This window comes from Bacillota bacterium, assembly GCA_013178045.1.
In the GTDB taxonomy this organism is placed as follows: domain Bacteria; phylum Bacillota; class Ch66; order Ch66; family Ch66; genus Ch66.
In genome coordinates this window covers 1-20,282 of the sequence record JABLXP010000022.1, presented here as the reverse complement: position 1 = coordinate 20,282, position 20,282 = coordinate 1, and the positions used below count along the sequence as shown (strand labels likewise).

Annotated in this window: 24 protein-coding genes; 4 read left to right on the top strand and 20 right to left on the bottom strand. The window is 48.2% G+C overall.

Annotated features, from left to right (window positions below; genetic code table 11):
• Nucleotides 1–145 precede the first annotated feature (145 nt).
• A complete protein-coding gene (locus HPY81_09085; GenBank protein ID NPV27574.1) occupies nucleotides 146–1,213 on the bottom strand; it encodes a DUF4349 domain-containing protein in 1,068 nt (355 codons plus the stop codon).
• A gap of 169 nt (nucleotides 1,214–1,382) precedes the next feature.
• On the opposite strand from HPY81_09085, the gene HPY81_09080 reads away from it, so the two are divergent.
• A complete protein-coding gene (locus HPY81_09080; GenBank protein NPV27573.1) occupies nucleotides 1,383–1,709 on the top strand; it encodes a DUF4911 domain-containing protein in 327 nt (108 codons plus the stop codon).
• 7 nt (nucleotides 1,710–1,716) lie between these two features.
• On the opposite strand, the gene HPY81_09075 is transcribed toward HPY81_09080, so the two are convergent.
• Nucleotides 1,717–1,965: a hypothetical protein gene (locus tag HPY81_09075; GenBank protein NPV27572.1), complete on the bottom strand. Its 249-nt coding sequence runs from the start codon at nucleotides 1,963–1,965 to the stop codon at nucleotides 1,717–1,719.
• Between the two features lie 249 nt (nucleotides 1,966–2,214).
• Here HPY81_09075 and HPY81_09070 point away from each other — a divergent pair, with 249 nt between their 5' ends.
• The gene (locus HPY81_09070) at nucleotides 2,215–3,066 is read left to right on the top strand and encodes a 3-hydroxybutyryl-CoA dehydrogenase (protein NPV27571.1); all 852 of its coding nucleotides are present in this window, start codon (nucleotides 2,215–2,217) and stop codon (nucleotides 3,064–3,066) included.
• 81 nt (nucleotides 3,067–3,147) lie between these two features.
• Here HPY81_09070 and pyk read toward each other — a convergent pair whose 3' ends face one another.
• The 15 genes from pyk to HPY81_08995 all read right to left on the bottom strand — a co-directional run bounded on the left by pyk (nucleotide 3,148) and on the right by HPY81_08995 (nucleotide 16,327).
• Nucleotides 3,148–4,899, bottom strand: a complete 1,752-nt coding sequence (gene pyk, locus HPY81_09065) for a pyruvate kinase (GenBank protein NPV27570.1) — start codon at nucleotides 4,897–4,899, stop codon at nucleotides 3,148–3,150.
• Between the two features lie 11 nt (nucleotides 4,900–4,910).
• A complete protein-coding gene (gene pfkA / locus HPY81_09060; GenBank protein NPV27569.1) occupies nucleotides 4,911–5,870 on the bottom strand; it encodes a 6-phosphofructokinase in 960 nt (319 codons plus the stop codon).
• A 176-nt stretch (nucleotides 5,871–6,046) separates the two neighbouring features.
• Entirely contained in the window at nucleotides 6,047–6,247 is a 201-nt protein-coding gene (locus tag HPY81_09055; GenBank protein ID NPV27568.1) for a glutamate decarboxylase, read from the bottom strand.
• A gap of 115 nt (nucleotides 6,248–6,362) precedes the next feature.
• A complete protein-coding gene (mtrB, locus tag HPY81_09050; GenBank protein NPV27567.1) occupies nucleotides 6,363–6,593 on the bottom strand; it encodes a trp RNA-binding attenuation protein MtrB in 231 nt (76 codons plus the stop codon).
• A 67-nt stretch (nucleotides 6,594–6,660) separates the two neighbouring features.
• Nucleotides 6,661–10,119, bottom strand: a complete 3,459-nt coding sequence (locus HPY81_09045) for a DNA polymerase III subunit alpha (protein ID NPV27566.1) — start codon at nucleotides 10,117–10,119, stop codon at nucleotides 6,661–6,663.
• 287 nt (nucleotides 10,120–10,406) lie between these two features.
• Nucleotides 10,407–10,871, bottom strand: a complete 465-nt coding sequence (locus tag HPY81_09040; GenBank protein ID NPV27565.1) for a DUF2889 domain-containing protein — start codon at nucleotides 10,869–10,871, stop codon at nucleotides 10,407–10,409.
• 41 nt (nucleotides 10,872–10,912) lie between these two features.
• Nucleotides 10,913–11,377, bottom strand: coding sequence for a YbaK/EbsC family protein (locus HPY81_09035; GenBank protein NPV27564.1), 465 nt, complete (start codon nucleotides 11,375–11,377; stop codon nucleotides 10,913–10,915).
• Nucleotides 11,378–11,415: 38 nt separating this feature from the next.
• A complete protein-coding gene (locus HPY81_09030; GenBank protein NPV27563.1) occupies nucleotides 11,416–12,138 on the bottom strand; it encodes an HAD family hydrolase in 723 nt (240 codons plus the stop codon).
• A gap of 18 nt (nucleotides 12,139–12,156) precedes the next feature.
• Nucleotides 12,157–12,459: a carboxymuconolactone decarboxylase family protein gene (locus tag HPY81_09025; protein ID NPV27562.1), complete on the bottom strand. Its 303-nt coding sequence runs from the start codon at nucleotides 12,457–12,459 to the stop codon at nucleotides 12,157–12,159.
• 90 nt (nucleotides 12,460–12,549) lie between these two features.
• The gene (thyX, locus tag HPY81_09020) at nucleotides 12,550–13,233 is read right to left on the bottom strand and encodes an FAD-dependent thymidylate synthase (protein ID NPV27561.1); all 684 of its coding nucleotides are present in this window, start codon (nucleotides 13,231–13,233) and stop codon (nucleotides 12,550–12,552) included.
• Between the two features lie 26 nt (nucleotides 13,234–13,259).
• Nucleotides 13,260–14,132, bottom strand: coding sequence for a DNA adenine methylase (locus HPY81_09015; GenBank protein NPV27560.1), 873 nt, complete (start codon nucleotides 14,130–14,132; stop codon nucleotides 13,260–13,262).
• A 75-nt stretch (nucleotides 14,133–14,207) separates the two neighbouring features.
• Nucleotides 14,208–14,447: a ferredoxin family protein gene (locus tag HPY81_09010; protein ID NPV27559.1), complete on the bottom strand. Its 240-nt coding sequence runs from the start codon at nucleotides 14,445–14,447 to the stop codon at nucleotides 14,208–14,210.
• 10 nt (nucleotides 14,448–14,457) lie between these two features.
• Nucleotides 14,458–14,676, bottom strand: coding sequence for a hypothetical protein (locus tag HPY81_09005; protein ID NPV27558.1), 219 nt, complete (start codon nucleotides 14,674–14,676; stop codon nucleotides 14,458–14,460).
• 177 nt (nucleotides 14,677–14,853) lie between these two features.
• Entirely contained in the window at nucleotides 14,854–15,927 is a 1,074-nt protein-coding gene (arsB, locus tag HPY81_09000) for an ACR3 family arsenite efflux transporter (GenBank protein NPV27557.1), read from the bottom strand.
• Nucleotides 15,920–16,327, bottom strand: a complete 408-nt coding sequence (locus HPY81_08995) for a winged helix-turn-helix transcriptional regulator (protein ID NPV27556.1) — start codon at nucleotides 16,325–16,327, stop codon at nucleotides 15,920–15,922. The genes arsB and HPY81_08995 overlap by 8 nt, the downstream gene beginning before the upstream one ends.
• Nucleotides 16,328–16,630: 303 nt before the next feature.
• On the opposite strand from HPY81_08995, the gene HPY81_08990 reads away from it, so the two are divergent.
• Together HPY81_08990 and HPY81_08985 are read left to right on the top strand one after the other, a co-directional pair.
• Nucleotides 16,631–16,933 carry a PadR family transcriptional regulator gene (locus HPY81_08990; GenBank protein ID NPV27555.1) on the top strand — a complete coding sequence of 101 codons (303 nt, stop codon included), beginning with the start codon at nucleotides 16,631–16,633 and terminating at the stop codon, nucleotides 16,931–16,933.
• 44 nt (nucleotides 16,934–16,977) lie between these two features.
• Nucleotides 16,978–17,916 carry a permease gene (locus tag HPY81_08985; GenBank protein NPV27554.1) on the top strand — a complete coding sequence of 313 codons (939 nt, stop codon included), beginning with the start codon at nucleotides 16,978–16,980 and terminating at the stop codon, nucleotides 17,914–17,916.
• A gap of 223 nt (nucleotides 17,917–18,139) precedes the next feature.
• Here the strand turns inward: HPY81_08985 and HPY81_08980 are convergent, their stop codons facing one another.
• The 3 genes from HPY81_08980 to HPY81_08970 form a co-directional block, all read right to left on the bottom strand.
• Entirely contained in the window at nucleotides 18,140–19,312 is a 1,173-nt protein-coding gene (locus tag HPY81_08980; GenBank protein NPV27553.1) for a permease, read from the bottom strand.
• An 87-nt stretch (nucleotides 19,313–19,399) separates the two neighbouring features.
• Nucleotides 19,400–19,804: a zinc-binding protein gene (locus tag HPY81_08975; protein ID NPV27552.1), complete on the bottom strand. Its 405-nt coding sequence runs from the start codon at nucleotides 19,802–19,804 to the stop codon at nucleotides 19,400–19,402.
• Between the two features lie 24 nt (nucleotides 19,805–19,828).
• On the bottom strand, nucleotides 19,829–20,071 hold the full coding sequence (locus HPY81_08970) for a thioredoxin family protein (protein NPV27551.1): 243 nt from the start codon (nucleotides 20,069–20,071) through the stop codon (nucleotides 19,829–19,831).
• Nucleotides 20,072–20,282 lie beyond the last annotated feature (211 nt).

Here is a 20,282-nt window from a genome sequence, read left to right as displayed (position 1 = left end):
GTATTATAACACAAATAGACAAATACTTCTATATTTGTATAGTGTTTGTCAAAAGAGATTTTTTTCACATTTGTGGGACTAAAACCCATTCTGTTTCAAAAAATAAGCTCCAGGGGCGGTTTCACTCCTGGAGGTTTTTTTCTTACTAATTACTTACAGTTAAATAAATCTTGATGGTAACAAAACTACTGGCTCGATCCAGGTATTCTAAATGATTTTCTGTGTTCTTAATGTCCCCCTGTACTCTGGTCAATTCGCTTTGGAGTTGAGGGTTATTCGCCAAATTGGAATTTTGCAGCAGCTTCCACTCTTCCAGCTTCAGTTTTTCCAGTCGGCTATATGTAGAATCATAATCGTTGGTGACATTAGTTTCGGTAACCTTAGAATCAACTATCTTCCCCAACTGGCTAAGTGAAGACATCACCTGTTCGAAACGCTTTTGCGGTACTCTGAAAATTGCCCATGGCTCATTACCGTCGTTTTTATTCGGCCCGCTTATATCACCATTACAGCTAACTGCCAGTTTCTGAAGCTGCTGAGCGATGGCCGCTTCATTCGCAGGCTGCACCTTGATCACCGCTTCTTTGATAATCCGGGTCTCCGACCAGCCATCAAGATTTGTTCCCTGCAGTGAAGGTTTCGGCGGCAGAGGATTTACCTCTGTTGTTAAGCCATTGGTATTACCTTGCTCATTATTCCTGCCGTCGGCAGGCTTAACTCCGGTTTGATTAACATCTCCTGGCTCAGGTTTAGCAACTCCCTGGTCGACAATTGTTCCCTGGTTAGTCGCTTCGCTATCGCTGCTAGCAAGGTTTTGGCCAGTCTGGGCATAGGGATCAAAAGCGACCTTCTCTCGGTTAGTCGAATCAGCAAAGAGGCCTCCCCAGGATAACCCAATCACCAGACAGGCGGCCGCGACCGCAGCCGACAACCAACCGACCCGCTGGTAACGGTTAAACCACCTGAATTTACCGCCTACCTGCTTCTGGGCTTGCAGTTCAACTAACCTTTGATGTAAATGGAATCGGAAATCCTCCGGTGGCTCTATCTCCTCAAGACCCTGCACGAGTTGGCTTACTTCCTGCAATGAGTGCAGTTCCTGCCGACAAACCAGACATCTTGCCAAATGAAAATCCACCGCTGCCTTTTCTTCCGAACTCAACACATTGTCTAGATAGGGAGATAACAGTTCACGGATTTCCTGACAAATCATCAGTCTCCCCCTTTTGTTTGATAGACGTAGCAGCCAGTCATAATGTTCCATTAACCATTATTTTTTCGCTGTCTTTTTGAAAAATTTTCAAAGTCTTTTTTTTCTTGCTTATTAGATATAATATTGATAGTGAATTAGCATCGGGTCGCGTTTTGAACAGGTGTCAAAAATGGCCAAAGCTTACAAAGGAAACCAGAAAATTAGCCAAATTGAACCAGCAACTGAGACGGAACACCGCTTGATCCGACTACGTCTTAACCCTGGGGATATCAATTATTTGCAAAAGGTAATTGACAGCCATACCCATCTGGGCTTTTTGACCCAAATCAATCCAAAGGAAGGGTTGGTGAATATTCATACCACCCCGGATACCTATCCGGAAATGATGAACGTGCTCAAACACTTTCCCCGGCCATTCATTTTATTACACAATGAAAAAAGCGGCATTGAGGTGCCGCCCAACATTCATAATAATAATAATAATTATAATAATTGACAGGTCATTAATGACTCGGCTTAGTTTCCGACATTAAAGCAATGGTTAAGAGGATTAATATTACAAAGCCCAGGGTAATCGCCTGAAGCTGAGAATGGTTATAAAGATAGTTAGCCACAATTAGTCCAACCGCGGTAATGATGTAGATGGCTTTCTTCGCGCCTGCACCCAGAGCGAACTTCTGGCAAACCCCACAGAACTTCAGAAAAATATAAATCGCCACAAATACGGCAAGAATTTCAATCAGTGCATACATTTTCTCACCTCCTCACTTAAAAAAAATCAACTAATTATATACATTTACATGATCTTTCGCGAAAGATTGGCTAACTGGACCGAATTCTGGTATACTATTCTTACCAGTTATACAGATAAATGGAGAAACGCACTATGAAAAAGATTATTCGCCGTGATCTAGAATAATCCTTCTTCCGCTTGAAGTTTGTTAGCTTTTACGTCGCAAAGACTTTAATATACCCCTAAAGGAGGTAAATTACTGGTGGAAATCAAAACAATTGGAATTCTAGGGGCAGGTACAATGGGTTTGGGAATCACCCAAATTTGCGCGCAAGCAGGTTTCCAGGTCGTTCTGGTCGATATTGATCAGGCCATCGTAGATAAAACCATTGGACGCATCGCCACCATTATTCAAAAAGTAATTGAGAAAGGCCAGGCGCCCGAAACAACTAAAGACTTTGTCCTCGGTCACATTAAAGGAACAACCAACCTGAATGAAGTAGCCGACTGCAATATCATTATCGAAACCATTGTTGAAGTTATGGAAGTCAAGAAAAAAGTCTACACCGAACTGGATGCCATCTGTCGCCCATCAGCGATCTTCGCCAGTAACACCTCTTCTCTATCCATCACCGAACTGGCCGCCGTCACGGAACGACCAGAGCAGGTAATCGGCATGCACTTTTTTAACCCCCCACAGATAACTAAACTGGTCGAAGTAGTTCCCGCGATGAAAACTTCTGAAGAAACGGTTAAAGCAATTTGCACCCTGGCGCAAAAACTCGGTAAAAATCCCATAAAGGTTAAAGAAGCACCGGGTTATGTGGTAAATCGAATTTTAACGGCCATGATGAACGAAGCAGTGGCCATCCTGGGAGAAAAGCTGGCCACCGTGGAAGATATTGATACAGCCATGAAGCTGGGGGCTGGGCTGCCGATGGGACCAATGCAGCTAGCCGATATGTTCGGTCTTGACATCGCCCTGCAGGTCTCACAGAGCTTGTTTAAGGAATACGGATTGGAACGCTACCACCCGCACCCACTCCTGCAACAAAAAGTCAGGGCTGGACACCTGGGCATGAAGAGCGGCCGAGGTTTCTACGATTACTCGAAGCACTAAAGGGTACTAATCTTAACAGCTAAGGAGGTGGAATATCCGCTTCGACTAGACATGACCACCTCCTTCGGTTTTTGCAATGTTTTAGAGAACCTTTGTTACACCACGGTACACCAGTCCGCGCGCAACGTCGATAGTCACGGTGGTACCGTCCTGCAGAAACGTCGTCGCGCCGGCAGCCCCGACAACTACTGGAATTCCTAGACTTAACCCCACCACCGCCGCGTGGGAGGTCAACCCACCTTCTTCAGTAATTACTGCCACCGCTTTTTCCATCAGCGGGACGAATTCTCGGTCCGTGCTGATCGTTACCAGAATGTCACCGCTGCGGAACTTACCCAGCCCCTCTTCCGGCCGATTCACCAGGCAGACGCGGCCAGTTACCGCTTTCTGACCGATACCAGTACCGCGGACAAGCACTTCGCCCACGATGTGCACTTTTAGCAGATTGGTTGTGCCGGGAATCCCCACCGGGACACCAGCGGTAATGACGACCAGATCACCGCACTTGATTAGACCGGCTGCCAGAGACGCGTTAATCGCCTCTTCGATCATTTCGTCAGTGCCTTTGGTTTCGCCGACCTGCAGAGGTTCCACTCCCCAGACGATCGAGAGCTTCCGCACCACTTCTGCCGTCGGCGTACAGGCAATGATCGGTGCAGCTGGCCGATATTTGGACACCATTCGAGCCGTCGAGCCCGATTTAGTGGCCACCACAATGGCCGCCGCCCCTAGATCGAGCGCAGTATTGCAGGTGGCGTGGCTGATAGCATCAGTGATACTAGGTTGATTCAGACGGGTCTTCTCCCGCAGAATCTCCACATAAGGTAGAGCCTCTTCAGCCCGCTTGGCAATCGTCGCCATCATGCGGACCGCTTCCACCGGGTACTTGCCAGCCGCGGTTTCACCTGACAGCATAATTGCATCAGTACCATCAAAAATAGCGTTGGCCACGTCACTGGCCTCGGCCCTCGTTGGGCGTGGGTTTCTGATCATGGAGTCCAGCATCTGGGTCGCAGTAACCACGGGTTTGCCAGCCTGGTTACATTTATGAATAATCATCTTCTGCACCAGCGGAACTTCCTCAGTCGGAATTTCCACGCCCAGATCGCCCCGCGCGACCATAACTCCGTCGGCTACTTTGATGATCTCGTCAATATTGTCCACGCCTTCCTGGTTTTCGATCTTAGCAATAATATGAATGTCGGAATTTCTGTCTTCCAAAATTTTTCTGATGGCCAGAACGTCCGCGGCTTTCCTGACAAATGAAGCTGCAATAAAATCTACACCCTGCTCAATACCAAAATTAATGTCGTTAACATCCTTCTCGGTGAGAGCTGGCAGCCGGATCTGGGCGCCGGGGACATTAACGTTTTTCTTACTGCCGATCTCACCGCCATTGACTACCTCACAGACAATCTCGGTATCCGTCGTCTGTAAGACCTTGAGGCCAATCAGTCCATCAGCAATTAAAATCATCTGGCCGGGCCGAACATCGTGTGGTAATCCCCGGTAACTGACGCTAAGACGTTCGGCATCCCCTTCGATCTCCTCTGTGGTCAGCGTAATTCGACTGCCTTCCTTGAGGATAATCGACTCTTCTTTCAGCAAACCCGTACGGATCTCTGGACCTTTGGTATCCAGCATGATCGCGACTGTCCGGCCAACCTGCTTGGCTGCTTCTCGGACCGCCTTGATCCTGGCCCCGTGTTCCTCGTGTGTCCCGTGGGAAAAGTTGAGCCGTGCCACGTTCATTCCTTCGCGGATGATCTGCTCTAAAACGGGCAGAGATTCGCTGGCCGGCCCAATCGTACAAACGATCTTTGTCCTTCTCACGCTCCCACCTCCTAAATTGCTAAAATATTGGCTAGTTCGCACATCATAAGGTTGACTTTCTTTTCCTGACTTAAGGCAGCATCTATATCACAAGACACAACTTCACCCGCGACCATGCCTACCATCTTCCTGGTTTCTCCGGCTAAGAGCAGGTCTATCGACTTCGCGCCAAGCAAGCTGGCGATGATCCGGTCCTGGGCCGTTGGTGTTCCTCCCCGCTGGATGTGCCCCAGGATCGTCACCCGAATTTCCATGCCAATTCTGGCCTGAAGTTGCTTCGACAAGTCGATCGCCGAAGTGTACCCCTCGGCCACAACAATAATACTGTGTAATTTGCCCCGCGCTTGCCCCCGGCGCAGTTTGGCAACTACTTCGTCCAGGTCAACCTGAATTTCTGGAATCAAGATCGTTTCCGCTCCCCCGGCTAAACCCGCACTGAGGGCGATAAAACCTGAACGGTGCCCCATTACTTCAATAACGAAAATCCGCTCGTGTGAGGTGGCCGTATCCCGAATTTTATTGATCGCGTCAACCACGGTATTAATGGCGGTATCAAAGCCGATAGCATAATCAGTCCCGGGAATGTCATTGTCAATACTGGCTGGCACACCAATGACCGGAACTCCCATTTTTGCCAGTTCGGCAGCCCCGCGGAACGAACCATCACCGCCGATTACCACCAAGCCATCTATCCCAACCTCGCGCAGGTTGTTTACCGCGATCTCTCGACCCTCTTTAGTCTTAAACTCTTCACAGCGGGCCGTCTGGAGGATTGTTCCACCACGGTGAATAATATCCGCCACTGACCCTAAGTTCATCTCGACAAACTCACGGGCGATCAACCCGGCGTATCCATGTCGGATTCCCACTGGTTCCAACCCATGGTAAATGGATTTACGCACGACCGCTCGAATCGCCGCGTTCATGCCGGGAGCATCCCCACCACTCGTTAGTAAGCCAATCCGGTGCATAATCAACCTCCAACTAAAACAAACCCAAACTCCGCGTGGTGAAGTTTGGGATTGTACAAACAATATGTCAGGAATAAAATTTATTCTTCTTTATTTTATCCGAAAACAAGAGCAGCTATGCAACCGGTCAAACGCACAGGCGGCCTCTCCGCCCAACCAATTTCATCAAGATCGAATTAGGCACCCAGGGCAGTACTCAAAATTTCGTGGGCCTCCTCGGCTTCAGATTCGGGAACCAGAACCTCTACCGCCGCCGAGTCTCCCAGATGTGGAACCCCAATCGGCCTGAGCATTACCAGCAGTCCTTCGGAGGTTAAAACCTGCTTCAGCATTTCGGCACTAGCACGATTAGGAGCGATGTATACCACAGTCCACATTCTAGGTTGCCTCCTTATAAGATTTACTGGAACCATGCGTTTATTCTTTCGACCTTGATTAAAAATCTCCTGCAAAAAATTTAGGTTTCCTGAAAATTATCTCCTTACTCTCTACTCAATCAGTCCAGGTATCCACTACCCCGTATCTGGTGTAGATCCTGGCTTTGCCCCGGACCTTAATCGCCGAAGTGTGCTCGGTAAACTGAGCGATCATTACCTCTCCTTTATCCAGCTTTTCCGTGTGATGAAATTTGGTGTCTTTACCCCGTGTTAACCCAATCAGCATCACTCCGTTTTCTAAAGCTTTCACCACGACGTAATCATCATAACTAACATTCTCTGGCATATATTCTCACCTCTAATCTATTTTCATGCCTATGCTACCATAAATTTACTGTTGATGCAACCTGGGTTTATTTGACCATAAACGCTCCCTCGCCAAAAGCCCGCTCAATCTCTTGCTTTAATTCCGGGCTAATCGTCACCCACCACTGCTGGTTGGTCCGGATTAATTTCCGGTCAGCCTCAAAAAACAGGTACACTGGGGAAGAACCGGTGTATTTATGCAGCAACTGACCCACTTCCTGCAGCAGGCGCCTGTTTCCTGAACCTGTTGGTACTTTAATATACACCTGGCCGGTTGGCGGTAGGTCAATCGGCCCACTGGATCCTGGGCAAAGGTTCAGCCTGTTCGCCTGGCTAAGCGGAACCATCTGGTCAGCGAAAATCTTCAATTCTTCCTCCTGGTGACTAAGCCGGCCGTCAATTACCACCACCTGCTGCTCCTGCAGCAAACTCCCGCACTTGAGGTAAGTCCGGGGAAACAGCAATACTTCTACCGCACCGGTTAAGTCTTCCAGGGTCAGGTAGGCCATTGTTGTCCCTTTTTTGGTTACGCTCCGCCGGTAGTTAGTGATCAATCCACCAACCCTGATCCGGCTACCATCCGCAACCTGACTGAGTTCAGCTATACTGTGACTGACTGTCCGGCGCAAGTTCGCCTGGTGCTCCTTGAGGGGATGGCCACTGATGTATAATCCCAGGGTCTCCCGCTCCATCGCCAGCAGTTCCTGCGGAGAAAACTCAGGAATATCTGGAATCACCGGACCGATTGAAGTCCCAGGAGCGTCAACATCAACCAGATCGAGAAGCGATAACTGCCCGCTGGCTTTCCGGCGCTGGACCTGTTGGGCTGTTTCCAGGCATTCATCCAACATGTGCAGGAGTTGAGAGCGGTACAGACCCAGCGAGGAAAAAGCTCCTCCCCGGATCAGGTTTTCCAGGACCCGTTTATTCACCTGATGGAGGTCAACCCGTTCGCAAAAATCGGCCAGCGAACGAAACGGGCCTTTTTCTTGCCGCGCGGCGATGATGGCTTTCACTGCCCCCTCGCCGACGTTCTTTACGGCTGCCAGGCCAAACCGGATGCGAGAGCCTACCACGGTAAAATGAACCAGACTTTCGTTGACATCCGGGGGCAAAATCTCGATGCCCATTCGGCGTGCTTCTTCAATATAAAAAGAAACTTTGTCACTCGTACCGATCACACTAGTCAAAAGGGCTGCCATATACTCAACGGGATAATTGGCTTTCAGATAAGCCGTTTGGTATGAAATCAGGGCATAAGCCGCAGAATGACTCTTATTGAACCCATAACCCGCGAAATACTCCATCAGGTCAAAGATCCGGCCAGCAATCTCGGGACTAATTCCCCGGATGGCAGCACCCTCAACAAATTTGGTCCGCAGGCCAGTGATTACCTCCGGCTTTTTCTTACCCATCGCCCGGCGGAGTTCATCCGCTTCCCCCATCGAGAAGCCGGCTAAATCACTGGCAATGCGCATAACTTGTTCCTGATAGAGAATAACGCCATAAGTGTCCCGGAGGATCGGCTGGAGGGCTGGGTGCAGGTACTCTACCGCCACCTCACCGTGCTTGCGGCGGATGAAATCTTCAACCATTCCACTGCCCAGCGGCCCTGGCCGGTACAAGGCAACCAGGGCAATAATGTCTTCAAACCGCTCAGGTTTCAACTCCTTGAGGATCGCGCGCAAACCCGCGCTTTCTAATTGAAACACCCCGATGCTTTCCCCCCGGGCCAATAGAGCGTAGGTAGCCTGATCATCAAGCGGCAAAGCCGTCAGGTCGATGGATCTACCCTGGGTGTGACGAATAATCTCCAGGGTATCGTTGATGACCGTCAAAGTACGCAGGCCGAGCAAGTCCATTTTTAACAGGCCGATTTCCTCAACGGTCTCTTTAGGGAACTGGGTAGTAACCACCCCATCACCGATCCGCTGCACTGGCAAATACTTCACCAGGGGCTCCCGGCTAATCACAATCCCGGCCGCATGTGTCGAGGCATGCCGAGGCATCCCCTCCAGAGCCTTGGCCGTATCCAGGAGTGTTTTCATCCGCGGATCAGTTTCATACAACTGGCGTAATTCCGGAGAAACCTCCAGGGCCCTTTCCAGGGTGATTCCCAATTCGGTGGGAATCAATTTGGCCACCCGGTCAACTTCGCCTAACGGCAAATTTAACACCCGGCCGACATCCCGGACCGCGGCCCGGGCCGCCATCGTCCCAAAGGTGATGATCTGTCCAACGCGGTCGTGACCATACTTGTTAACCACGTAGTCAATGACTTCGCTCCGTCGCTCGAAACAGAAATCAATATCGATATCGGGCATGTTTACCCGTTCTGGATTGAGAAACCGTTCAAAGAGCAAATCGTACTTCAAGGGATCGATGTTCGTGATTCCCAGGGCATAAGCAACCAGACTCCCTGCTGCCGAGCCCCGTCCCGGCCCAACCTGAATCCCCCGGTTCTTGGCCCAGTTCACAAAATCCTGCACGATCAGGAAGTAGCCGGCAAACCCCATCTGCTTAATGACACCCAGCTCATAGTCAAGCCGCCGCTTGATCTCTTCGGTAACCACAGGATAGCGGCGTTGAATCCCTTCCTGACAGAGTTTCACCAGATAGCTATTCAAATTATAACCTGGCGGGACTCGGTAGTCGGGCAGGTTCAAGTTGTGAAAATCAAAGTTTAAATCACAGCGCTCGGCAATGGCCAGGGTATTAGTCAGAGCCTGCGGGTATTCGCCAAAAAGCAGGTTCATTTCCGCCGCACTTTTCAGATAAAACTCGGGAGTAGGAAATTTGAGACGATCAGTTTCGTCCACCGTTTTTCCAGTTTGAATGCAGAGCAAAACATCCTGAAACGTGGCGTCCTTTTTTTCTATGTAATGCAGGTCATTCGTCGCGACCACCGGCAGGTCCAACTCCCGGCTGAGCTTTAGCAGATGGCTATTTACCCGGCGCTGTTCAGGAATCCCGTGATCCTGGAGTTCTAGGTATAAGTTTTCCCGACCAAAGATTTCCCCATACTGTCCGGCAATTTCTCTGGCTCTGGCTAACTCCCCCTGCATGATTAACTCGGGGATTTTCCCCGCCAGACAGGCGGTCAAAGCAATTAGCCCCTCGTGGTACTGGGCCAAGAGTTCAAGGTCAACCCGCGGCTTGTAGTAAAAACCCTCGGTAAACGCGCGCGAGACCAGTTCAAGCAGATTCTGGTAGCCCGTCTGATTCACCGTCAGTAAAACCAGGTGGTGCTGGGAGTCATCCAACTGGGGTACCCGGTCAAACCGGCTGCGGGGAGCAACGTAGACCTCGCAGCCAATGATTGGCTTAATGCCATACTTCTTCGCCGCCTTATAAAAATCGATTACGCCGTACATAACACCGTGGTCCGTGATCGCCAGGGCAGACATTCCCCTTTCCCTAGCCGCGCGGACCAGAGGTTCGATGCGAGCGGCCCCGTCGAGCAGGCTGTATTCAGTATGACAATGCAAATGAACAAAGTCGTACATGAGTAAGAATTATCCTCCCTTTCCACTTGGAACCCGACTAAACAATTCCACACCTCGCGGCATTCTCCTCCTGACCACCATTAAAGATAAAGGAATAAAGGACGTTAACTTACGCCCTCTCGCTTTTCAGCTACTTTCACCGTCATTAGCCCCTTGGCCACCAGCTTGTCCTGCCAGGTTACCTCCAGTTCAACCTTGCAGTTCTTTTTCTCCAATAAGTTTTCCGTAACCGTATCAATCCGGTAGTGTTTTCTAATGGCGTGGTTGGTTGCTATGGAGAACTAGGCCTAATCCTTCGGTACCATTGGCACGGGATTGCGATCCAGGTTGCTGAAAGCATAACATGTACCCTTGAGAATTTTTTTTACTTGTTTTTGCTGTTCTTCAAAGGTCAAATGCTGTTGTTTTACCCGAACAATAGCCTGGAACGCTCCTTGCACAGCCTCCATCACCAGATCGACCAGGTGCGTACACCCCTGGCTGCGCCCAATGATGTCTTTGACCTGTTGACGAATGCCGGATTGGATCTTCAAGCCCACCAACCCGCCCATTTTGGGGACGACTTCAGGACAAATACTCCAGGGAAACCGTTGCATAATCGCCTCCGCTTCTAAGATCTCCTCCGTTGAGACCCGGACCACCAGGATAACACCAATTTCATGGACCTGGTCTATCAACCGGGCTTCTATCCTGATCTGATCTTCTTGCTGAGTAGTAACCGATAATGATTTTTGTCGAGAATAAATCTGCATATTTTTCGCTCCTATTCAAAAAATAATGTGTTGTTCAAAAATCAATCCTGGGCCAGGTTGACGATCTCCCCGCGGGTTACCTCCTGCAACTGCTGGAGGGTTACTGGCAGGGCAGATTGAGGAGTTCCCGCCGCAGCATACACCACGTCAAAACGGGCCAAGCTGTCGTCGAGGAAGATCCGCAGTGGCGTTTTGAGGGCAACCGGACAAACCCCACCTACGGGATAACCCGTCAGGGTCAATACCTCGTCTGGGGTGGCTAATTTGACCTTCACTCCCACGTATTTCTTAAGTTTCTTGGTGTCAACCCGGACATCACCTGCGGCGACCACCATCACGTACTGTTCTCCCCCTTTGAAAACCAACGATTTAGCGATCTGGCCGACCTCAACTCCCAGGGTAGCCGCAGCGGTCTCACATGTACTGGTATCGGTGTCAAATTCAATAGCCTTCAGGCCAGGATGATAACGGTCTAAATAAGCTTGTACCCTTTCTACAGCTGACATCGGTTATTCCTCCAATTAATGTTGCACCTCATCTTACTTCACCGGTTTAACGTTGGCAGTTCCTGGCGGATAAAACCGACCAGATCCACCAGACGGCCCCGGTAATCGGTCTCATAAGCAATTCCTTTGGGGTTCAATAAAAAATCCTCCACCAGGAAAGTCTTGATTCCCAGCGTACGGGCAGCCAAATCTTCTTCCACGTCGTTGCCGATCATCAAACATTCTTCCGGCTTTAGCTGGAGGAGTTCAAGAATTTCGTAGTAATAAGCTGGATTAGGTTTGCAAAAATGCATCTCCTCGTAAGCCGTGATCAGCTGAAAGGAGAAATCATCCACCTGAGCCCAGCGGAGCCTCTCCATGATTGCCTGCCGGGGAAATACCGGGTTGGTCGCCACAACTAAATCATACCCTTTGGCCACCGCTGCTTCGAGCGCCATTCTGGCCGCCGGATTGTTCCCCGCATACTCACGCAGCTTGGGAAACTCATTGGCATAAAACTCATCAAACAATGGCATGATCTCCTCGGCTGGCCGCGGGAAGTCCCGAAAAAAATCCTCGGTAAAGACCTGCTGGTTGGTTTTTGTCCGGTCATTATTGCGTATCATTGCCTCCGTCGCCCGCATAATTTGGGCAATGAGCTGCTTGGGCGGTACCAACTCGGCAAATCTCGCCGTTAAACTTCGAAAGTAGTGTTGCAAAAAGAAATCAACATTCAGCGGCAGCAATGTGTCATCCAGGTCAAAGAGTAGGGTCTTAATCATATCTATCCTCCACGTTACTTAGAGCGGTTTATAAGCATTGAGCCCGGTGGCAATGCTGTCCAAACCAGCAATAAAGTAGGTGATCCTGAGCACTTCGGCAATCTGCGCCTCCGTTACTCCCAGGGCCCGGGCCTGATTGGCCAGCATCTTAACCCCCCGTTCTGCCCCCTTGTATGCGTCGATCCCCAGGGCGATCAGGATCTTGGTCCGTTCGTCAAGCGCTCCGGGAGACATCGCCAGTTCGATCGTCCGACAGACCTGGGCGTACAACTCAGGGTCTTTATCTTTCAGGGCCTCAACAAAAGGAGGAATAATTGCCATCAATAAACACCTCCAAAACAAATTACGGGACAAACTTCCATCGTCCCGAACATGATTCACCCTTATTTTACCAGAAGAGCTCTGGATTATTCAAGCCGTGAACAGCTCATCGGTCAGCTTCACATCAGCATAATGTTCCTGCGGAAAATCACGATCGTACTCGATATCATCAAACAGGATCGGCAGTCTTTTTTGGAATAGCAGGAGTAAGGGAATAGCCACCTGTCTCATCTGCGGGTGGGCAGCCGCTGAGCAGCGCAGGAGGAAAAAATGCCGCCATTCCCTTATGTTGTAGGTCACCACCAGTTCTGTTTTCAAAGAGTTCGGTAGTACCGCCCGGGCTTCCTGAGGTGAATAGTGGTTTTCTAACAAGGCCAGATAACATTTTTCTGCCGTCTGACAAGCCTCTTTCCAGTAAGCGTATCCATCAGTGCCAACAAAGAAAAACGGTTCAATCACGGTTATTTCATTACCAAACTTATCCTGGCTGTAGTTGCAGTACCGGGTCGACTCCTGACTATAACTGGCCAGACGGTGCCGGACAATTTCGTGGGAGACACCGCGGTCCACGATAAACAGGGCAGTGATCTTTTCGTGTTCAATCACCGATTCATGGCCCCGTTTAATAATCGACTTTAAGAAATTCGGGCTGAACTCCGGACCCATCTTGTCCTCGGATTTGTAACAGACCCTGGCGTAACGTTCCAATTTGGTAATTACTCTCGGGTCAAGCTGATTCTCCGGGACAAGCACCTGCGGCTGGCGAATAATCATCGTGAAACTCCTTCCACTGTTTATGCTTAACTATAATTCCTGATTACCAGTTCAGTTATTGGCCCTCGCCGGTCAGATCGGCAATTAATGGTCCGCCGGGCATAGACCGTTTTAAAATCGTACCCCCTGTATATTTCTCTGATAAAATCGGTTGCGGAATTGCTCAGCATCACATAGCACCCCAGAGCGTCAAGCTTACGAAAGACTTCAGCCAGGCGGTATTGGTCTTTTTCATCAAAAGCGTCGCTGGTGTAGCTGGTAAAATTCGCTGTTCTGGTTAGCGGGTGATAGGGCGGGTCAAAGTAGACGAAAGTCCCCCGCACCGCGTATTTTAGCACCTCAGAAAAATCTCCCCAGACCAACCTGGCGCTATTCAAGGCCTGGCTTACCTGGCGCAGGTTATCCTCATCTAAAAACTGCGGGTTTTTGTACTTCCCGTAGGGAACATTATGCCGGCCCTGCCGGTTTACGCGCCATAAACCGTTGTAGCCGGTCTTATTCAAAAACAAAAACCTTGAAGCCCGGGCAACACTATCCATTTGCGCCGGGTCGAGTGCCCGCAGGTAGTAATAATAATCTTCTTTATTCTGGTGTTTCCTCAAGTCGTCTAGCAAGGCATCCAGGTCCTGCTTAATTACCTGGTAAAAGTTAATCAGTTCGAAGTTACTGTCGATAAGAACTGCCTCCGTCGGTTGCAAATCAAAGAAAACCGCCCCTCCACCAACGAAAGGCTCGCTGTACCGGCTGAACTCTGGCGGGAATAGGGGCCGCAATTGGGTGAGCAATTGACTTTTTCCCCCGGCCCATTTAATCGGGGGTTTGGGCTTATTGTCTAACCTGACTATTGTATCTACTACCAAAGCTGGGCCCTCCCTACAACAAGTATAATACTTCTTCAAGCATCCTATCAATAGCCACTAGACCTCTGCATATTAGGGTTGGCCCCGTTTCTAATTCGCTGAGTTGAAAAACTCTCAAAGTTCAATTATTCCACCACCGCTGGGAATAAAGTCGCCATTGTCACCATAATACCTGATCGCAAGTTCCGGGCACTGGTTTTCACATCCGTGACAACGCGAAATACAGTTATCAGGACGAACAACCAGAGGCCGTTCGTCCACAATCTCGTAGACGTCATGCGGACAAAAGTTAGCGCAAATTAAACATCCCGAGCACTTTTCTTCATCAATTATTGGATACCAATCTTTAGCCACAATGTCACCCCTACTTCGCTTTCAGTAGCGAATTAATAGCCTCCTTGATTCTATCAGCCATAACCCCACCAGCAAATTTAGGCTTACCCTGGATTATAACATATGGGGCAGGGTAGCCCATCGTGGTTAATTTTTTTATCTCAGGATATTGTGTTAAGTCTTTCCCCGTCAAGTCCGTGTAACTTACTGAAACTTTATCCCCGAATCCCTTCTTCAATTCTTCTTCCAATCTTCCCACTGACACTTCTATCGAACCTGAGCCACAATTAGAGCCGCAACTCGGCCCAGCACTGGGTCCTCACCCACAGCTCGATAGTGGTTGGTCTAACCAGTATACTTCAACTCGAATTTTTTCAGGATCTGCCATGAAATCATCGTCTCCTTTTCATTTTTTACAATTATTTTATTATTCGCCCACCAGGGTTTGTTCCTTCGGGAACCAGTGACGGGTACGGTTGCAAAAAGCACAGACGGAAAGCATTACTGGCACCTCGACCAACACTCCAACGACCGTAGCCAGGGCTGCCCCTGATTCAGGGCCGAACAGGGCAATCGCGGTGGCAACAGCCAGTTCGAAAAAGTTACTCGCCCCGATCAAGGCGCCGGGGGCCGCCACAGAATGCGGAACCTTAAACCATTTCATAAGTGAATAAGCGAGGGTTGAATTAAAGTAGACCTGAATCAAGATCGGAATAGCGATTAATATAACATGGAAAAATCTGGTTGTGATGTTTTCCGCCTGGAAGGCGAAGATGAATACCAGCGTGGCTAACAGAGCCATAATAGTGACAGGTTGGAAGAAGGCGACAAATTTCTTTTCGAACCATTCCAACCCGTATTTGCGAATAAGGAAGATTCGCGACATATACCCAGCAGACAAGGGTATAACAATAAAGATTAATACGGCGTAGAGGAGTACATTGAAAGGCACAACCAGCGAAGACGTGCCGCTAACCAGAAATTTAATTATCGGGGCAAATAAAATAAGCATCAACAGGTCATTCACCGATACCTGAACTAGGGTATAGGCCGGATCGCCGTCAGTTAAATAGCTCCAGACAAAAACCATGGCCGTACAGGGAGCAGCCGCCAGAATAATAGTACCGGCAATGTATTGGTCGGCTAATTCCGGACCAATAAGTGGTAATAATAAATGTTTAAAGAATAACCAACCAAAAAAGGCCATGCTGAATGGTTTGACCAGCCAGTTGACGAATAGAGTAATAAATAATCCGGTCGGGCGCTTTCCAACATTCAAGATTGAACCAAAATCAATTTTTACCATCATCGGATAAATCATCAACCAGATCAAAACGGCAATTGGGATATTAATTTGACTGGCTTCTCCAAACTCCAGCCCTCTTAAATAGTCCGTCAATGCGGGAAATGTCTTACCAATAATAACACCGACGACCATACAGATAGCAACCCATACAGTCAAGTACCTTTCGAAAAATCCCAAACGTTTATCTTCAGCCATTTGCAACCTCCTGTTTTTTTCTAATAATTTTGTTGCTATTTCGCCAATTTTTACAGTTTTCAGCACTAGAAGCATTTGTTACTAACCGCATTCGCGGCGCTTCAGCCTTAAACTCATCTAGCAACTCTAAGGGCTTACTCAGTAGTTCATTGAACATCGATAACATTTTACCAAGGTTTTCAAAATGCAGTGCTGATATGGACCATTGCTGCTCTTTTCGCTCGCTTACCAACCCTGCATTTTTTAACACGCGCAAGTGTTGAGAAATGCGTGGCTGGCTTATTTGCAGAACCTCTACCAGTTCACACACGCAGAGCTCCCTTTCAGCTAGCAACTTAATGATTCGCAGCCTCGTCGGTTCTCCTAGTGCCTTGAAAAATTTCTCAAGTTCATTAATCATCATTTCTCACCTCGTTTTCCGATACAAGCAAATGTCCGCTTCCTCCTTTTATCTGTTTTACTAGCTATATTATTGTTTAATATAGTAGTCTATGTCAATATAATTATACGCTTATATATCGACGAAAACATATACTTATCGTTTATCATTATTATTTCTCTTAATTAGAGTAAATAAGTTGACAAGCACAAAATAAATTTCCTATCATATATATATATGTTATATGCATAGACCATCTATATATGGCAAGGGGTGATTAAAATCAAGTACGAGTCGCAGGAATACTGGGCAAACCTGATCAAAATGAGTCTATCCCGTTTCTTTATCTTGCACGTCCTTCACCAGCAACCGCTGCATGGTTACGAAATCACCAAACGGGTAGCCGCTCTAACCAATGATTGTTGTGCACCAACCGAAGGAAGCCTGTATCCTGTTCTAAAAGAGTTCATGGAAGCCGGACTGGTCAAGGTAACCATCGAAGAGGTTTCCGGACGCGAACGCAAAGTTTATACCCTGACCTCCATTGGCGAACAGGCTTATCAAACCGCTTCTCAAGCCTGGGGAGAAGTAGCCAAATACATCTTGCAGGCCATAAAAAATAACTGAAGATACTCTCAAAAAATATGGGCAGAAATGAGGGATTTTCAAGTATGTTTGAGCTAAATAACCTGGTCTCTGCAGGCAAATATTTCGTTTTAATTACTGGGGAACTGCTGATATTATTTATTGGCATTTCTTTTCTGGTCGCCCTGCTCCAGGAATTCGTATCCGAGAAGACAGTAAGACAAGTTCTGACCAGGCCCAAAAAGTGGTTGGGCAATATCCTGGGAGCCGTGCTGGGAGCAGCTACCCCTTTCTGCTCCTGTTCGACCATTCCTGTACTGGTAGGTTTGCTGAATGGTGGCGCACCCTTTGGCGCTTCAATGTCTTTCCTGGTTGCTTCTCCCTTATTAAACCCGGTCATTCTTGCCTTATTCCTATCCATGATGGGTTGGAAAATCACCCTTGTTTACGCGGTTATGACCTTTATCGCCGCCGTTCTTATTGGTGCTCTGTGGGAGCGTCTGGGGTTGGCCAGCGAATATAAGATGGTTGGAATACAAAGCACGTGCTGCTGTTGCAGCACCGGCGTAATATCACTCGAAGATCTGCCGCTGACAAACATAGATAAGGTAAAAAGAGCCGGTAGCCAAACGTGTACTTTATTTCGTCAGGTATTGCCTTACCTCATAATAGGCGCAGGAATCGGAGCATTTATTTACGGCTTTGTTCCAGAACAATTCATCATTAAGGTAGCTGGCCCGGGTAACCGGGTCGCCATACCGATCGCTGCAATTATTGGGGTCCCAATGTATATCCGGGTTGAAACCATGATTCCTATCGCTTCGGTGTTAATGTCAAAAGGGATGAGTCTTGGGGCAGTAATGGCCCTGATTATTGGCGGTGCTGGTGCCAGTATCCCCGAAGTAACACTTCTGGCGTCGATTTTTAAACCCAGGTTGGTAGCGGCCTTCGTAATAACCATCCTGGCCGTAGCCATATTCTCTGGATATATTTTTCAGGTTCTTCAAATTTGGGTAGGTGTTTAAACAGTATAAGACTACAGTAAGAAAAACGGTATTTTACAAAAGAAACGGCAGCCACCTGCCGTTTCTTAAACCTTGGTTACTCTATATTTTTTATTATGTCTTGCTTGATTTTCTCTACTAACACCGGATTATAATCATTTAGTTTAGGGTCTTTTTTGACCCCATAATCTTCCATAACCTGAATCTGTAATTCTGGTGTCCGACCGGTCTTTTCTTTGATTCTCTATGGTCTAAAATATCCAAAAAGCATCCCGGTAAAAGTTGACATCAAAATAACCAGTGAAATATAGACCAAGGTTTTTTTGGTTCCCATAACTGTCCTAATCACTATCATGTTCGGCAAACTTAAGGCTGGCCCGGCCAGTAACAGGGCTAAGGCGGGACCTTTCCCCATCCCACTGCCCATCAACCCTTGCAGGATAGGCACTTCAGTTAAGGTCGCGAAATACATGAAAGCACCGACTATTGAAGCTAGAAAGTTGGCCGCCAGTGAGTTACCACCAACCCAGGACTCGATATACCGGGCTGGGATAATCCCTGTATCCAGGCCAGGGCGCCCCATGAGAAAGCCAGCTACCAGGACACCCCCCAGCAGCAGGGGAAAGATTTGTTTCGCAAAGCCCCAGGAAGAATCCACCCAGGCAGTTAATTCGTCTTTATTGAACCAGCGCATCAACATAATCGCCAGTAGGACCAAGAAAAACCCGGTCAGATACCAATGTATTTCATAAACAGCATTAAAGAAACCCACTGGTTGTGTTGGTCTAGCCCAGGCCGCAAAAATTAAGATCGCCACCATGGTGAAGAAATAGGCCGCATACTGCCACAGTGAACGTGGGTCTTCCGGGCCCGGCGGCAGATTTAACGCAGCAGCCTGCTTTTCTCGTTCTTCTTTGATGAAGATCAGGTGCATCAATAGTCCAATGATAATTGAAAACAAAACCGCTCCCAGCGCCCTGGCGACTCCCATTTCCAATCCTAAAACCCTGGCCGTTAAAATAATGGCCAGCACGTTGATGGCTGGACCGGAGTACAGAAAGGCTGTCGCCGGCCCGATTCCAGCGCCGCGGGTATATATGCCCGCAAACAGCGGCAGTACGGTGCAGGAACAAACCGCCAGCACACTCCCCGATACAGAAGCAACCCCGTACGACAAAATCTTATTCGCTCCAGCCCCGAAATATTTCAGTACTGAGGCCTGGGAAACAAAAACCGCAATTGCTCCAGCAATGAAGAAAGCCGGTACCAGACAAGTCAAAACGTGCTTCTGGGCATAATCCTGGAGCATATAGAAAGATTCCAAAATTGCTGACTGGACGCGTGGATTTTCCAGCGGAATATAAAAAGCGATTAAGAAAACGCCAACCATCAGGAGCAATTTATTGCGCTCTTTCATCTTTATACCTCCCTTGAATACTAAGCCTGGCTTGACAGAGTGTCAACCAGGCTTAATCTTTACCCTAGGTTTCCTTTCTGCTTATTTTTAATCTAATTTCCCTGTAACGGGCAGCGGTCGGCCCAGTTTTTCTTTTACCGCCGCACAGACTTTTTCAATATCGCTGTCATCCAGGTCAAAGTTGTGCCGTTTCTTTATCCCCAACTCGGATACTACTACATAGTCTGTCAATGGATACCCGAGGTGAACGATTGTTTCCTTGCCGCAAGCAATCGGGCAGCCGTCAATAACCACAAACCGTCGTCCTACTTTAGCGGACTCAACCATGGCCGGCACGTGTCCTCCCAAACCCGCCAGGCAGAAAAATTTGCCCACATTGTCCCTGGTGAGTTTTACTGCGGCCTGGTTGCTGATCTGCCCAACGTTAGAGGCACCAGAACATGAAAATATTAATATTTCAGCCGGTGTACATTGACATTCTTCAAACTCCATGATTCTCCTCCTCTTAAAAAGTAGTTACTTAACTTCTTCCTGGATCCATTTCTTGATCTCTTCTTTTTTTGGTACCCGCCCGAAAACTTTCAGGTTTTCGTTGATAACCAGACCGGGTGTCATCAGTACGTTGTAATCCATAATCTTTGACAAATCCGTGACCTTTTCTACTTGAGCCTCAATTTTGAGTTCTTCCAAAACAGTTTTTACTTCCTTTTCCAGGGCCTGACAATTTTTGCAGCCAGGGCCGAGGACCTTAATGTTCATTTTTATTCACCTCTTGTTTATTATATGATTATCTATTTATATTATAAAACTGTTACTATTCAAAGTCAATTCAACAATTTGTCATGTCCGTGTCAAGATCTAGTAGGTATCTCCACAAAAATTTTTTCCGCTATGAGACCTCACCGTTCAAAACATCAGCATCAAGGCAGCGGCCTTGACAGCCACCCCACAGGTGGTCAAATATTGGCAC

Excerpts from the sequence above, each read along its gene's own strand:
- HPY81_08985 (NPV27554.1), top strand. The coding sequence starts at position 16,978 with ATGTTTGAGCTAAATAACCTGGTCTCTGCAGGCAAATATTTCGTTTTA.
- HPY81_09055 (NPV27568.1), bottom strand. The coding sequence starts at position 6,247 with ATGTGGACTGTGGTATACATCGCTCCTAATCGTGCTAGTGCCGAAATG.
- HPY81_09035 (NPV27564.1), bottom strand. The coding sequence starts at position 11,377 with ATGTCAGCTGTAGAAAGGGTACAAGCTTATTTAGACCGTTATCATCCT.
- HPY81_09030 (NPV27563.1), bottom strand. The coding sequence starts at position 12,138 with ATGATTAAGACCCTACTCTTTGACCTGGATGACACATTGCTGCCGCTG.
- HPY81_09045 (NPV27566.1), bottom strand. The coding sequence starts at position 10,119 with ATGTACGACTTTGTTCATTTGCATTGTCATACTGAATACAGCCTGCTC.
- HPY81_08975 (NPV27552.1), bottom strand. The coding sequence starts at position 19,804 with ATGGAGTTTGAAGAATGTCAATGTACACCGGCTGAAATATTAATATTT.
- pfkA (NPV27569.1), bottom strand. The coding sequence starts at position 5,870 with ATGCACCGGATTGGCTTACTAACGAGTGGTGGGGATGCTCCCGGCATG.
- HPY81_09085 (NPV27574.1), bottom strand. The coding sequence starts at position 1,213 with ATGATTTGTCAGGAAATCCGTGAACTGTTATCTCCCTATCTAGACAAT.
- HPY81_09080 (NPV27573.1), top strand. The coding sequence starts at position 1,383 with ATGGCCAAAGCTTACAAAGGAAACCAGAAAATTAGCCAAATTGAACCA.
- HPY81_08995 (NPV27556.1), bottom strand. The coding sequence starts at position 16,327 with ATGATTAATGAACTTGAGAAATTTTTCAAGGCACTAGGAGAACCGACG.
- HPY81_09040 (NPV27565.1), bottom strand. The coding sequence starts at position 10,871 with ATGCAGATTTATTCTCGACAAAAATCATTATCGGTTACTACTCAGCAA.
- mtrB (NPV27567.1), bottom strand. The coding sequence starts at position 6,593 with ATGCCAGAGAATGTTAGTTATGATGATTACGTCGTGGTGAAAGCTTTA.
- arsB (NPV27557.1), bottom strand. The coding sequence starts at position 15,927 with ATGGCTGAAGATAAACGTTTGGGATTTTTCGAAAGGTACTTGACTGTA.
- thyX (NPV27561.1), bottom strand. The coding sequence starts at position 13,233 with ATGATTATTCGCCAGCCGCAGGTGCTTGTCCCGGAGAATCAGCTTGAC.
- HPY81_08980 (NPV27553.1), bottom strand. The coding sequence starts at position 19,312 with ATGAAAGAGCGCAATAAATTGCTCCTGATGGTTGGCGTTTTCTTAATC.
- HPY81_08970 (NPV27551.1), bottom strand. The coding sequence starts at position 20,071 with ATGAACATTAAGGTCCTCGGCCCTGGCTGCAAAAATTGTCAGGCCCTG.
- HPY81_09075 (NPV27572.1), bottom strand. The coding sequence starts at position 1,965 with ATGTATGCACTGATTGAAATTCTTGCCGTATTTGTGGCGATTTATATT.
- HPY81_08990 (NPV27555.1), top strand. The coding sequence starts at position 16,631 with ATGAGTCTATCCCGTTTCTTTATCTTGCACGTCCTTCACCAGCAACCG.
- HPY81_09025 (NPV27562.1), bottom strand. The coding sequence starts at position 12,459 with ATGGCAATTATTCCTCCTTTTGTTGAGGCCCTGAAAGATAAAGACCCT.